The 11,405-nt window shown below is 74.2% G+C and carries 13 protein-coding genes and 1 tRNA gene; 8 read left to right on the top strand and 6 right to left on the bottom strand.

Annotated elements, in window-relative coordinates:
* Positions 1-89: 89 nt before the first annotated feature.
* Positions 90-166 (top strand) — tRNA-Phe (locus tag BLU55_RS16145).
* Between the two features lie 212 nt (positions 167-378).
* Positions 379-786 (top strand): VOC family protein, encoded by a 408-nt coding sequence (locus BLU55_RS16140; protein ID WP_091731786.1) that lies wholly within the window; start codon positions 379-381, stop codon positions 784-786.
* Between the two features lie 43 nt (positions 787-829).
* Here BLU55_RS16140 and BLU55_RS16135 read toward each other — a convergent pair whose 3' ends face one another.
* Together BLU55_RS16135 and BLU55_RS16130 are read right to left on the bottom strand one after the other, a co-directional pair.
* Complete coding sequence (locus tag BLU55_RS16135; RefSeq protein WP_157682910.1) at positions 830-1,516, bottom strand: FkbM family methyltransferase; 687 nt, start codon at positions 1,514-1,516, stop codon at positions 830-832.
* A gap of 56 nt (positions 1,517-1,572) precedes the next feature.
* A complete protein-coding gene (locus BLU55_RS16130) occupies positions 1,573-1,842 on the bottom strand; it encodes an acylphosphatase (protein ID WP_091731783.1) in 270 nt (89 codons plus the stop codon).
* 50 nt (positions 1,843-1,892) lie between these two features.
* Between BLU55_RS16130 and BLU55_RS16125 the strand changes: the two genes are divergently transcribed.
* The 4 genes from BLU55_RS16125 to BLU55_RS16110 all read left to right on the top strand — a co-directional run bounded on the left by BLU55_RS16125 (position 1,893) and on the right by BLU55_RS16110 (position 6,327).
* Complete coding sequence (locus BLU55_RS16125) at positions 1,893-2,732, top strand: DNA-formamidopyrimidine glycosylase family protein (RefSeq protein ID WP_091731781.1); 840 nt, start codon at positions 1,893-1,895, stop codon at positions 2,730-2,732.
* Positions 2,733-2,992: 260 nt separating this feature from the next.
* Positions 2,993-4,045 (top strand): patatin-like phospholipase family protein, encoded by a 1,053-nt coding sequence (locus BLU55_RS16120; RefSeq protein ID WP_157682909.1) that lies wholly within the window; start codon positions 2,993-2,995, stop codon positions 4,043-4,045.
* Positions 4,046-4,130: 85 nt separating this feature from the next.
* Positions 4,131-5,123 (top strand): YegS/Rv2252/BmrU family lipid kinase, encoded by a 993-nt coding sequence (locus tag BLU55_RS16115; RefSeq protein ID WP_091731777.1) that lies wholly within the window; start codon positions 4,131-4,133, stop codon positions 5,121-5,123.
* A 106-nt stretch (positions 5,124-5,229) separates the two neighbouring features.
* Positions 5,230-6,327, top strand: a complete 1,098-nt coding sequence (locus BLU55_RS16110) for a hypothetical protein (RefSeq protein WP_091731774.1) — start codon at positions 5,230-5,232, stop codon at positions 6,325-6,327.
* Between the two features lie 37 nt (positions 6,328-6,364).
* Here the strand turns inward: BLU55_RS16110 and BLU55_RS16105 are convergent, their stop codons facing one another.
* Positions 6,365-7,924: an LVIVD repeat-containing protein gene (locus BLU55_RS16105; RefSeq protein ID WP_091731771.1), complete on the bottom strand. Its 1,560-nt coding sequence runs from the start codon at positions 7,922-7,924 to the stop codon at positions 6,365-6,367.
* 145 nt (positions 7,925-8,069) lie between these two features.
* Between BLU55_RS16105 and BLU55_RS16100 the strand changes: the two genes are divergently transcribed.
* Entirely contained in the window at positions 8,070-8,819 is a 750-nt protein-coding gene (locus tag BLU55_RS16100) for a DUF305 domain-containing protein (protein WP_197681019.1), read from the top strand.
* A 38-nt stretch (positions 8,820-8,857) separates the two neighbouring features.
* Here the strand turns inward: BLU55_RS16100 and BLU55_RS16095 are convergent, their stop codons facing one another.
* Entirely contained in the window at positions 8,858-9,421 is a 564-nt protein-coding gene (locus BLU55_RS16095; RefSeq protein ID WP_091731765.1) for an RNA polymerase sigma factor, read from the bottom strand.
* Between the two features lie 69 nt (positions 9,422-9,490).
* Here BLU55_RS16095 and BLU55_RS16090 point away from each other — a divergent pair, with 69 nt between their 5' ends.
* Positions 9,491-10,441, top strand: coding sequence for a serine/threonine-protein kinase (locus BLU55_RS16090; RefSeq protein WP_091731763.1), 951 nt, complete (start codon positions 9,491-9,493; stop codon positions 10,439-10,441).
* A 145-nt stretch (positions 10,442-10,586) separates the two neighbouring features.
* On the opposite strand, the gene BLU55_RS16085 is transcribed toward BLU55_RS16090, so the two are convergent.
* Together BLU55_RS16085 and BLU55_RS16080 are read right to left on the bottom strand one after the other, a co-directional pair.
* Positions 10,587-10,805, bottom strand: a complete 219-nt coding sequence (locus BLU55_RS16085) for a BldC family transcriptional regulator (RefSeq protein WP_091731760.1) — start codon at positions 10,803-10,805, stop codon at positions 10,587-10,589.
* A 392-nt stretch (positions 10,806-11,197) separates the two neighbouring features.
* Positions 11,198-11,398 (bottom strand): DUF3073 domain-containing protein, encoded by a 201-nt coding sequence (locus tag BLU55_RS16080; protein ID WP_091731758.1) that lies wholly within the window; start codon positions 11,396-11,398, stop codon positions 11,198-11,200.
* Positions 11,399-11,405 lie beyond the last annotated feature (7 nt).

The following is an 11,405-nucleotide window of genomic DNA, read 5'->3' as shown; positions in this document are numbered from 1 at the left end:
CCCAGGGTTGCAGCGCGTTGCACGGCCGGTTTCAGTGCGCCCGAGGCGTCCGGTACAGTTTCGCCTCGGTTCCCCCGGGAGCCTGGTGAGGGCAGGTAGCTCAGTTGGTACGAGCGTCCGCCTGAAAAGTGGAAGGTCGGCGGTTCGACCCCGCCCCTGCCCACCACCACAGAGCCGCAAGCCAGCCTCGTGCCGGCTTGCGGCTCTGCCGTTCCCGGTCGGTCCGGGGGCCGCCACGCGGGATAGACCACGTCCGTCGCTGCCGTCGCGGGGGTTGAGCCCACGCGCCGGCAGGAGAAGAGTCGGGTGGGCCATGACCGCCGAGGCGGCGTCACGGCTCCGGGTGCCGGACGGCGCCTCCCCACCGGAGGACCCGCCATGCTCGAGCACGCCACCGTCACCGCCAACATCCCCGCCGCCGACCTCGCCCGGGCCCGCGGCTTCTGGGCCGACAAGCTCGGCCTCACCCCCGTCCAGGAGATCGAGGGCGTGGTGCTCCTCTACCGCACGGGCGGCGGCTCGGTGTTCACCGTCTACCAGACCGAGCACGCCGGCACCTCGGGCCCGACCGTCGCGCAGCTCCACGTCGCCGACGTGGCGGGGACGGCCCGCGAGCTCCGCGACCGCGGCGTGGTGTTCGAGCACTACGACGACATGCCCGGCGTCACCTGGGACGGCGACGTCGCCTCGAGCGAGGGCCTCGGTCAGGCGGCCTGGTTCAAGGACAGCGAGCAGAACGTGCTCTGCCTCGACAGCGGCTTCCCCGCCGAGGTGCTCGGCGGGTGAGGGCTCCGGTCCGTCCGGCGACGCGGCCGACCGGGAGGGGCGCTCAGGGCGTGCGGACGAGGAGCGCGTCGTGCTCGATGACGCGCAGCGTGGGCCGGTCGAAGGAGACGGGGTAGAGCCCGGCCAGCGCCCAGCCCGCGGCGGCGTACTCCGCGAGGTGCTCGTCCATCGGCGGCACGCCGTCGTAGATCGGCAGGCAGGCCACCTCCGAGAGCAGCGCCACGACCGGGCCACCGGCCGCCACCAGGCGACCGGCGCCGCGGAACGCCGCGAGGTCGAAGCCCTGCGTGTCCAGCTTGAGCAGCACCCGGGTCGCGTCGCCGCCGACGGTCTCCCACGCCCCGTCGAGACGGCGCACGTCGACGGTCTCCTCGCGCGTCCGCGTCATCGCGTCCTTCCAGGCCCGCCCGAACTCCGAGCTCTCCCGCAGCGAGCCCAGCTCGGACTCCTCGTCGACCGCGTGCAGCACGGCCGACCCGTCGGCCTCGCCCAGGGCCCACCCGTGGACCTGCCAGGCGGGGTCGGCCGCGGACACCTGCTCCAGCTCGGCCCGGGGCGCCGGGGCGGGCTCGAAGGACACGATGCGCCCGGCGTACCCGCTGGTGCGCAGGCCGGTCCCGAACTGCCCGCGGTTGGCCCCGACGTCGAGCACCAGGTCGACCCCGAGCGCCTCGATCAGCCAGTGCAGGTGGGCGTCGCGGGCCTGCTCGCACAGGCGCCTCTGGTGCACGAGGGGATCCGTCACGCCCCGACCCAACCACGCGGTGGGCGGGCTCGCGACCGACCTCACGGCTCGACCACGAACCCGACCAGGTCGTCGGGGTCGGTGTCGACGACCGCGAGGTGGTGGACCCGCGCGCTGGGCGACCCGCGTCGCAGCCAGGCGAGCATCGACTCCACCGCCTCCTCCTCGCCCTCCACCAAGGCGTGCACGGTGCCGTCGCTGCGGTTGCGCACCCAGCCGGCGACCCCGAGCCGGTCGGCCTCGCGGGCGGCGTACGCGCGGAACGCGACGCCCTGGACCTTGCCGGTCACCAGCACCTCGACGGCTCGCATGCCCCCAGGATGCCCGACCCGCGTGAGGACCCCTCGGCCACACTGGCGCGGTGCCGGAGCTTCCCGAGGTCGAGTCCGCCCGCCAGGTCATCGAGGCCTCCGGGCTGGGCCGACGCATCGTCGAGGTGGACGACCACGACACCTACGAGTGCCGCCCGCACCGTCCCGGCGAGATCCGCGCGGCCCTGCTCGACCGCCACCTCACCGCAGCCCACCGCCGCGGCAAGCTGATGTGGTGCGAGACCTCCGCGCCCGCGTCGGCCGTCGCCTCGCGCGGCGGTCCCGGCCCCCTGCTCGGGCTGCACCTGGGCATGAGCGGCCGGATCCTGGTGGAGGAGCCCGACGAGGACGGCTCGCGCGAGGGCGGTGACGCCCCGGGGCCCTCCGGGGCGACGCGTCCTCGCAAGGAGGAGTGGTACCGCTTCACGCTCACCTTCGACGACGGCGGCCGGCTGCGGCTCCTCGACAAGCGCCGGCTCGGCCGGGTGCGGCTCGACCCCGACCTCGACGCCCTGGGGCCCGACGCCGGCGAGATCGGCCGCGAGGAGTTCCGCGCCCGGGTCGGACGGGGCACCGCCCCGCTCAAGGCCCGGCTGCTCGACCAGGCGACGCTCGCCGGCGTCGGCAACCTGCTCGCCGACGAGGTCCTCTGGCAGGCGCGGCTCTCGCCGCTGCGCCCCGTCGGCGAGCTGGGCACCGACGAGCTCGACGCGCTGCGGCGGGCGCTGCGCCAGGGCATCCGCTCGGCCATCCGCCAGGGCGGGGTGCACACCGGCGAGGTCGTCCCCCACCGGGGACGCGGCCGGCACTGCCCCCGGTGCGGTGCGGAGATGACCCGGGCCACGGTCGGGAGCCGCACCACGTGGTGGTGCCCGGCCGAGCAGCACTGACCCGGCGGTCGCCGGCCGTCCACCGGTCGTGGTCCGGACACGTCGCCGAAACACGACTTCGCTACACAGGGGCCGGCACCGGGCGTGAGGTCGGGCCCTTGGGGTACGAACCCCATCAGGACGACACGCACTTCCCAAACCTTGACATTTGCCCGTTTTGCTGCAAAGCGGACTCGTCGCTCGCCATCATGAGGAGCACACCCCACCCCCGTCCGAGGCAGGTCCCCCCGCACCACGCACCGATCCCCCGAGGAGGCGACATGAACGGCACCGGTCACGACCACGGCAGCGAGCCGCACGCGCCGGCCCTCCCCGCCACCCGGGTCGGCGAGCACCGCAACGTCTTCGTGCTCTCCGGGGGGGCCGCCCGCGGGGCCGTCCAGGTGGGCATGCTCGAGGTCCTGCTCGACGCCGGCATCGTGCCCCACGCGCTGGTGGGGACCTCGGTCGGCGCCCTCAACGCGGCCTTCATGGGCGTGCGCCCCGACCGGGCCCGGGTGCGCGAGCTGCGCGGCAAGTGGCTGCAGATGACGACCCGCGACATCTTCCCGGGCGGCACCCTGACCCGGGTCGGCCACCTGGTGCGGCAGCGGCCCTACCTGTTCTCGTCGGCCGCCCTGGCCCGGCTGATCGACGACTGGAAGCCCGTCGACCGCCTCGAGGACCTGCCCACCCCGGTGCGCGTGGTGACGACCCCGCTGGCCGGCGACTCCGCCGTCTACCACCGCCACGGCGACCTGGCCCGGCTGCTGCTCGCCTCGGCGGCCGTGCCCGCCGTCTTCGCCCCGGTCGACCTGCCCGCCGGCTGCGGCCACCCCGGCCTCCACGTCGACGGCGGCGTCGCCGACAACGTTCCGATCCGGGGCGCGGCCGACCTCGCCCCGACGCGCGTCTTCGTCCTCGACGCCAGCCTGCCGCCCCGGCTCCCGCGCGGCCGCACCCCCATCGACGTGCTCGTGGCCTCGCTGGGCGTCGCGATGCGCTCGGCCCCCGCTCCGGACCTCGGCCCCGGCGTCACCGTCCACCGGATGACCACCCCCGACCTCGGCATCCGGATGACCGACTTCACCCACACCCGCCAGCACATGGACGACGGCCGCGCGGCCGCCGAGCAGGTGCTCGAGGACCTGCGCGAGATGGAGCTCTCGAGCGCGCTGGCCGCCGAGCTGGCCGCCCAGGACGCGGCGGCCCAGGAGCAGGCGAGCCGGGAGCAGGCAGCCCGGGACGACGTCGCCCCGGCCGAGGTGCCCTCCGGCACGCTGCACCATCGCCGGGTGCTGCGGCTGTGGGACCGCCGCTCCCGGGTGGCCTGAGCGTCCGCGGCCCGCCTCCCCCCTTCTCAGGCTCGGCACAGGCACTTCACGGGGCGCCTTCACGGCTGCGACCTACGCTCGGAGCATGGCCGTCGCACCCCCCACCCAGTCCGTCTCCGTGGTCCTCAACGCCGGGTCGCGACGCGGGGTCCAGGCCGTCGCCGACGTGCGCCGCCTGCTCGACGCCGCCGGGCTGGGCCACGCCCGGGTGCACGCCGCACCCGCGGGCGGTGGCCTGCTGGCCGCCCTCGACGGGGCGCTGGCCGAGGCCCCGGACCTGCTGGTCGTCGGGGGCGGCGACGGCAGCCTCTCGGCCGCGGCCGGGATGGTCGCCGGCACCGGGACCGTCCTGGGGGTGCTCCCGCTCGGGACCGCCAACGACTTCGCCCGCACCCTGACCATCCCCACCGACCTGGCCGAGGCCACCCGCACGCTGGCGGTCGGCAAGGTCGTCGACGTCGACCTCGGCCGGGCGCGCGCCTACGGCCCCGGCACGGCGTCGGTCTGCCGGTCCTTCCTCAACGTCGCCTCGACCGGCCTGTCGATCGGCGTCACCGAGCGGCTGCGCCCGGTGCTCAAGCGCCGCCTCGGCCCGCTGGCCTACCCGGTGGCCACGCTCTCGGCGTACCGCCACCACGAGCCGTTCTCGGCACGCCTGGAGTTCCCCGACGGCGACCACGAGACGCTCGAGCTCGAGGACCTGCTGCAGCTGGCGGTGGGCAACGGGCGCCACTACGGCGGCGGCAACGCGGTGTCGCCCACCGCCTCGCTCGACGACCACCGGCTCGACGTCTACGCCATCCGCCGCGGCCGGCTGCGCGACCACGTCTCGATCGCGCGGTTCCTCAAGGACGGCAGCTTCGTCGAGCACGACCAGGTCGACCACCTGCTCACCCGCCGCGTGCGCGTGCACACCGACGCGCCCCGGCCGTTCAACCTCGACGGCGAGCTGGCGCTGGCCACCCCCGTCGACTTCCGCGTCGAGCGCAACGCGCTGCGGGTCGTCGTGCCGCGGGCGGCGACCGCGGCGGCGTACGACGGTCCGGGGCTGGTCGCCGGGGACGCGCCCGCCGCCTGACGCGGGCCCCGGCGACGGGCGTCCCCGCACTACGGTGAGATCGCCGGAACCGGATGGCCCCGCGCGGACTCTCACCTGGTGCAGGCACCGAGCGCCAGGAGGGCCCATGAACCGCACCACCGTCGTCGCCGTCGCGGCGGCCGCAGTCGTGGGCACCGTCGGCGGCTCCCTGGCCGCGACCGTGCGCGGTGACGCCCCGGCCTCCGCCCCGGCCGCAGCACGCAGCGCCGGGTCCACCCCGGACAGCACCCGGTCCGCGGCCCCCGGGTCGCTGCTCTACCTCACCGACGGCGTCATCCACGACGGAGGCACGACGGTCCCCTTCGACCGCCCCGGCGTGCCCGACCAGCTGGCACGCACCGCCAACGGGTGGGTGGTCTCGATGCGGGCCGACCCACCGGCGCGCGGCGCCGGGTCGCTGTGGGTCGTGCTGCGCAGCGGCACCTCCTACCGACTGGGTCAGATGCCGCGCTGGGACCTCGACACCGCCGCCGAGCGCGTCGTGGGGTACGACGTGCAGGCCGACCACCTCTCGGTCTGGGACGTGTCCAACGGCGACGTCACGGCGGGCCTGGCCCAGCCGGACACCTCGCTGCCGCCCACGCCGCAGTTCGTCGGCCCCGACGTGCTGGTGCAGGAGGACGTCGACGGCCAGCCCGCGACCAGCCTCTGGACGCCGGGCGAGAGCCGCAGCCGGCTCGTGGGCGTGGGCATGGCGGACCTGGTAGCCAGCCCCGACGGGCAGTGGCTGGTGGGGTCGGTCGGCCCCGACGGGTCCGCCTCGGCCGAGGGCGGCAACAGCTGCCTGCAGGTGCTGCCGACCCCGCGCCAGCGCGAGGTCGCGGAGAGCGACGACGAGACCTCGTGGTGGCGCACCTGCGACTGGCGCACCGCCCAGCAGCGCGGCGCCTTCAGCCCCGACAGCAGCCGGGTGCTGGCGATCCCGAGCGACAGCGACGGCTACGGGCCCGGCGAGGTGGCGGTCTTCGAGACCGAGTCGCGGCGCCGGATGGTCGCGTCGTTCCTGCTGCCGCAGTTCACCGTCCGCATCGACTGGGCCGACGCGGACCACCTCTACCTCACCGGCACGGCGACCGCCGATCCCGAGTCGAGCCGCTGGTGGGTCAAGCGCTGCGACCTCGCGGGTGAGTGCGAGGACGTGGTCACCTCCACCTCCCGGGTGGTGGTGGGGTCGGGCAGCTGAGCGATCCGCGGGGGGTGCTCAGCTGCCCGACCGGGGCTCAGCGACGGTAGGTCGTCTGCGCCTGCGGGTTCAGCACGCTCATCCGCACCTTGCGGGCCGAGTCGGTGCGCTTGTCACGCAGCTCGAGCACGTCGAGGCCCTTCTGGATGTCGTTGGAGTAGATGAACCCGTTGTAGTAGTACGCCGACCACGAGCCGCCCAGCTGCAGCTCGCGGCTCGACAGCGGACCACGGTCGAACCAGCCGATCTCCTTGGGCTTGGAGGAGGTGGTGAAGTCGTAGACCGAGATGCCGCCCTGGTACCACGCCTGGACCATCACGTCCTTGCCCTTGACGGGGATCAGCGAGCCGTTGTGGGCCACGCAGTTCTCGGTGTCGGACTGGGTGCGCGGCATCTTGTAGTAGCTCTTGAACTGCAGCTTGCCGGCGACGATGTCGTAGATGCCGTTGGCTCCCTTGGTGCTGCCCACCCGCGGGTTGCACGTGGCTGCGCCGCCGCCCCCGAGCTCGTCGGTGAACACGACCTTGGTGCCGCGGTCGTTGAAGGTCGCGGAGTGCCAGAACGCGAAGTTCTCGGTGTCCTGGACCCGCTCGGTCACCACGGGGTTCTCGCGGTCGCTGATGTCGATCAGCACGCCGTCGCCCATGCAGGCGCCGGCCGCGACGTCCTTGCGGGGGTACGTCGTGATGTCGTGGCAGCCGGTCGTGGCGCTGTTGCGCACCCCGTCGCCGCGGACGCCGCCGGCGTAGCCGCCGTCGGGGAACAGCACCGGCTCGTTGACCACGGCCGCGTCGCGCGGGGCCGAGGCCGGGATCTTGACGACGCTGATCTTGTCGTGCGCCGGCTGGCAGTCGGGGAAGTCCGCGCTCGGGGAGTACGACGAGACGTAGACGTAGACGTCCTTGCCGTCCTTGCTGGGGGCCAGCGAGTTGGTGTGCGAGCCGCAGTCGGTCTCGATGGCCTTGACGTACTGCGGGTTGCGCGGGTTGCTGATGTCGAAGATGCGCAGGCCCTCCCACGCGGTCTTCTCGCTCGCCGGCGTCGGGGTGCTGTCGCTGCACGAGCTGCTGCTGCGGCTCGAGTCGACGCTGAAGACCAGGATGTCGCCCGAGACCGAGACGTCGCCCTGGCCGCCGGGGCAGACGTACTGCGTGACCGCCTTGGGCTTGCGCGGCTTGCTGATGTCGTAGACCGTGAAGCCGTAGTAGTTGCCGGCGAAGGCGTACCTGCCCTTGAACGCCAGGTCGCTGTTGTAGGCGCCCGACTCCGCGAAGGCGCCCTGCTTGGGCACGTTGGCCAGCAGCTTCATGTTCTTGCTGGACGCCCGCTGGCCGGCCTCGAGGGCGGCGGCCGACGGCCGGCCCTGGCGGAAGTCCTCGCCCGGCAGGCAGGCGAGCGCGAAGTTGTCGCCGGCCCTCGCGAGCTTCTTCTTCTCGGCCGCCGTGTCGCAGCGGGGGTCGGAGGTGGACTCGCTCGCCTCGCCCTGCGAGGCCACGACCGGCCCGGCGGTGGCCAGGAGACCGAGGCTGGCGAGCGAGGCGGTGACGAGCGCCGCGCGGCGCAGCGGCGTGTGCGCACGCCGTCGTTGGAGGTGCATTCCCGAGACCTTTCGTGACGACCCGGCGGGTTCTCCGCCGGTGTCACCCCCGTCGTACCGTGTGGTGAACTGAGGTGTAAAGGGCGGGACGCACCCCTACCGCTGGGATCGTTCCGGTTTCGTTACCGACGCGAAGGGACCGACCGTGGCTGTCTCGGGGACCACCACCGGCCGACGGGTGCCGACCGCACGCACGCGCGGCGCGTGGCTGCTGGCCGGCGCCGTGCTGCTCACGGGGTGCGCCGGCACCGACGACGAGGCGGGGACTGCGGGCAGGGCGGCGAGCGCTCCGGCCTCCGCGTCGCCCTCGCCCCGGACCTCGGGGGGCGAGGAGGGCCCCCGCGTGGTGCAGGGCGGGGAGCCCGGCGAGGACGCCACCTTGCTGCCGGAGGGCGAGGACGTCGTCGAGCGCGAGTGGAGCCACGACGACGAGATGTTCATGCAGATGATGGTCCCGCACCACGGCCAGGCGCTGGAGATGACCGAGCTCGCCGCCCGCCGCGCCCAGGACCCGCGCGTGCGTCGTCTGGCCGGGCGCATCGAGGCCTCCCAGGGCCCCGAGATCTCGATGATGGCCGCCTGGCTGGCCGAGCGCGGCCTCCCGGTGCCGAGCGCTGCCGACGCGTCGGCGGCCGACCACGGCTCGCACGGCCACCTGGAGATGCAGGGCATGCTGACCCGCCCGCAGCTCGACGCGCTCGCCGAGGCCCGGGGCGCACGCTTCGACCGGCTCTTCCTCACCTCGATGATCGGCCACCACGAGGGCGCGGTCGCGATGGCCCAGGAGACCGCGCTCGGCGGCACCGACGCCCGCGTCGGCGAGCTGCGCGACGACGTCAGCGCCAGCCAGACCGTCGAGATCGGCCGCATGCAGGACCTGCTCGCCGACCTCTGAGGGGTGGGGCCCGGGGATCGGCCGGGAATCGGCCGGCGCTAGGTCGGCTCGGCGGCGGCCAGCAGAGGCCGCAGCGCCGTGCGGGCGTGGTGGATGCGCGACTTGACGGTCCCGAGCGGCAGGTCGAGGACCCGGGCGATCTCGGCGTAGTCGAGCTCGTGCACGTCGCGCAGCACCACCGGCTCGACGAGCTCGGGGCGGGTGCGCCCGAGGGTCTCGAGGGCCTCGAGGAGGTCGAGCCGGCTGCCGGCGATCACGCTGGTGGTGCGCGGGTCGGGCCGCTCGGGCAGCTGGTCGACGGCGTGCTCGGCGCTGCGCCGCTTCAGGGTGCGGTACGTCGAGCGGGCGCTGTTGCCGGCGACCGTGTGCAGCCAGGTGCTGAAGCGGCTGCGGCCCTCGAACCCGGTGATGTGGCGGGCCACGGCGAGCAGCGCGTCCTGGGTCGCCTCCTCGGCGTCCTGGGGGTGCACCAGCATCCGGCCGACCAGGCGGCGCACGCCCGGCTGGACCGCGACGAGCAGGTCCTCCAGGGCCACGGCGTCACCGCCCGCGGCACGGCGGGCGAGCTCCTCCAGCTCCTCGCGGTCGGGCGTGGTGCTCACCGTGGACCTCCGGGTGCTCCCCCGGGTGGTGCTCCGGGTGGTGGGGACGGGTTCGTGCACACTACCGACATGTCACTCCCGCAGCGGCTCGGTCGGCTGCGCCAGGTCGAGCGCCTCGGGGCGGGCGGCTTCGCCACCGTGTGGCGCTACCACGACGAGGAGCTCGACTCCGACGTCGCGGTCAAGGCGCTGGCCGACAACTGGGCCCAGCGGCTCGACGTCCGCGAGCGGTTCCTGGAGGAGGCGCGGATCCTGCGCCGGGCCGACGCCGACCACGTGGTCCGGGTCCACGACAGCGGCGAGACGGAGTCCGGCACGCCGTACTTCGTGATGACGTACGCCGACCGCGGCACCGTCGCGGACCTGCTCGCCCGCCCCGAGCGGCCCGACGTCGCGCACTGCCTCGACCTGGTCCGACAGGCGGGGTTGGGGCTCGCGGTGCTGCACGGCCAGGGGATCCTGCACCGCGACGTGAAGCCGCAGAACCTGCTGCTGCGCTCGCGTCCCGACGGCGGCACGGAGCTGCTGGTGGCCGACCTCGGGGTGGCCAAGGCGACCGCGCACGCGTCGGGGCTGACCCAGGTCGTGGGCACACCGGCCTACATCGCGCCGGAGCAGGCCCGTGGGGGCCGCCTGGACGAGCGGGCCGACGTGCACGCGCTGGGCGCGGTGACCTACGTGCTGCTGACCGGCCGGCTGGTGCGCGAGGACGGCCTGGCCGGGCTCGTCGACCCGCAGCTGCCGCCCGCGCCGTCGACGGTCGCGGACGTGCCGGCCCACCTGGACGCGCCCGTGCTGCGGGCGCTCGCGGTCGACCCCGACGACCGGTGGCCCGACGTGACCAGCTTCACCGCGGCACTGCTGGCCCCACCGGGGTCGGACGTCCCCGCACGGCGCCAGGTGGACGCCCAGGTGGACGCCGGGGGCGCCACGCGTCGGCGGGTGGTGCTCGTGCTCGCCCTGGTGGCGCTGGTGCTCACCTTCGTCGCGTCGTACGCCGTGACGACGCTGGTGCGCTGAGCCCGCGGTCGACCCGCGGGGACGCACGAAGACCCTCCGCTGAGCAGGCAGAGGGTCCAGGTGCGTCAGCCGACCTCCCGTGCCACTGGGCATGGCGCGGGGCGGTCGGGGTGGTGCTGGCGCGCGCCCATGGGCGCGCGGTGGATCAGTCCCGGGCGCTGCGCTGGGTGGGCAGTGCGCCGCCGCCACCGAGGAGCTCGCGCACCTCGGACTCGCGGTAGCGGCGGTGGCCGCCCAGCGTGCGGATGGCGGACAGCCGGCCGGCCTTGGCCCAGCGCGTGACCGTCTTCGGGTCCACGCGGAACATGGCGGCCACCTCAGCGGGCGTGAGGAGGGATTCGGTCTCAGTCGGTCGCGTTACCACGGCGCTCCCCTTTTCTTGCGGTCTCAGAGCTCCTTGCTCTGGATGGGAGTCTGCCACCGAGGCCGATGACCCGAAACCTGAAATGTCCGGATTCTCAGAAGCGGTGGAAAAACGGCCATCAGCGTCTAGACCAGCACAGGCCCACCCTTGCCTGAGCAGTGAATCCGTGCAATCAGCCCACGCTGGGCCAAATCCCCCCAAAGCCTACGTGCTGCAGGCGTAACCCACACAGCCGGCCACCACGCGTCCGACCCCCCGCCCGGGGCAGCCGACAGCATCCGGACCGGTCGCAGGACGACGTGCGACGACCCGCCGTCATCCGCTGACGAGCGCGCGTCGGCACCTCGGGGAGGCTGACCACCGGGGTGGTCAGGGACCCCCGCCGAGGTGGGTCAGTCGCGCTGGGAGGGGCCGCTGTAGTCGGCCCACTTGTCGTACTCGTCGGGCTCCTCGACTCGCTCGGTGCGGTCGACCGGGGCCGACTCACCACCGTGGAGCTCCTGAGCCAGCGATGCGAAGTCCGTCTCGTGAGTGCGGTACTTCAGATCGCGAGCAACCTTGGTCTGCTTCGCCTTTGCACGGCCGCGCCCCATGGGTGGC

It is taken from the genome of Nocardioides scoriae, assembly GCF_900104965.1.
GTDB classification, from domain to species: domain Bacteria; phylum Actinomycetota; class Actinomycetes; order Propionibacteriales; family Nocardioidaceae; genus Marmoricola; species Marmoricola scoriae.
The sequence above is the reverse complement of the archived record's forward strand: the minus strand, read 5'-3'. Positions and strand labels throughout refer to the sequence as shown.

Bases quoted from the DNA above. Each gene is read 5' to 3' on its own strand.
- BLU55_RS16140 (WP_091731786.1), top strand. From the start codon at position 379: ATGCTCGAGCACGCCACCGTCACCGCCAACATCCCCGCCGCCGACCTC.
- BLU55_RS16130 (WP_091731783.1), bottom strand. From the start codon at position 1,842: ATGCGAGCCGTCGAGGTGCTGGTGACCGGCAAGGTCCAGGGCGTCGCG.
- BLU55_RS16120 (WP_157682909.1), top strand. From the start codon at position 2,993: ATGAACGGCACCGGTCACGACCACGGCAGCGAGCCGCACGCGCCGGCC.
- BLU55_RS16115 (WP_091731777.1), top strand. From the start codon at position 4,131: ATGGCCGTCGCACCCCCCACCCAGTCCGTCTCCGTGGTCCTCAACGCC.
- BLU55_RS16110 (WP_091731774.1), top strand. From the start codon at position 5,230: ATGAACCGCACCACCGTCGTCGCCGTCGCGGCGGCCGCAGTCGTGGGC.
- BLU55_RS16105 (WP_091731771.1), bottom strand. From the start codon at position 7,924: ATGCACCTCCAACGACGGCGTGCGCACACGCCGCTGCGCCGCGCGGCG.
- BLU55_RS16090 (WP_091731763.1), top strand. From the start codon at position 9,491: ATGTCACTCCCGCAGCGGCTCGGTCGGCTGCGCCAGGTCGAGCGCCTC.
- BLU55_RS16080 (WP_091731758.1), bottom strand. From the start codon at position 11,398: ATGGGGCGCGGCCGTGCAAAGGCGAAGCAGACCAAGGTTGCTCGCGAT.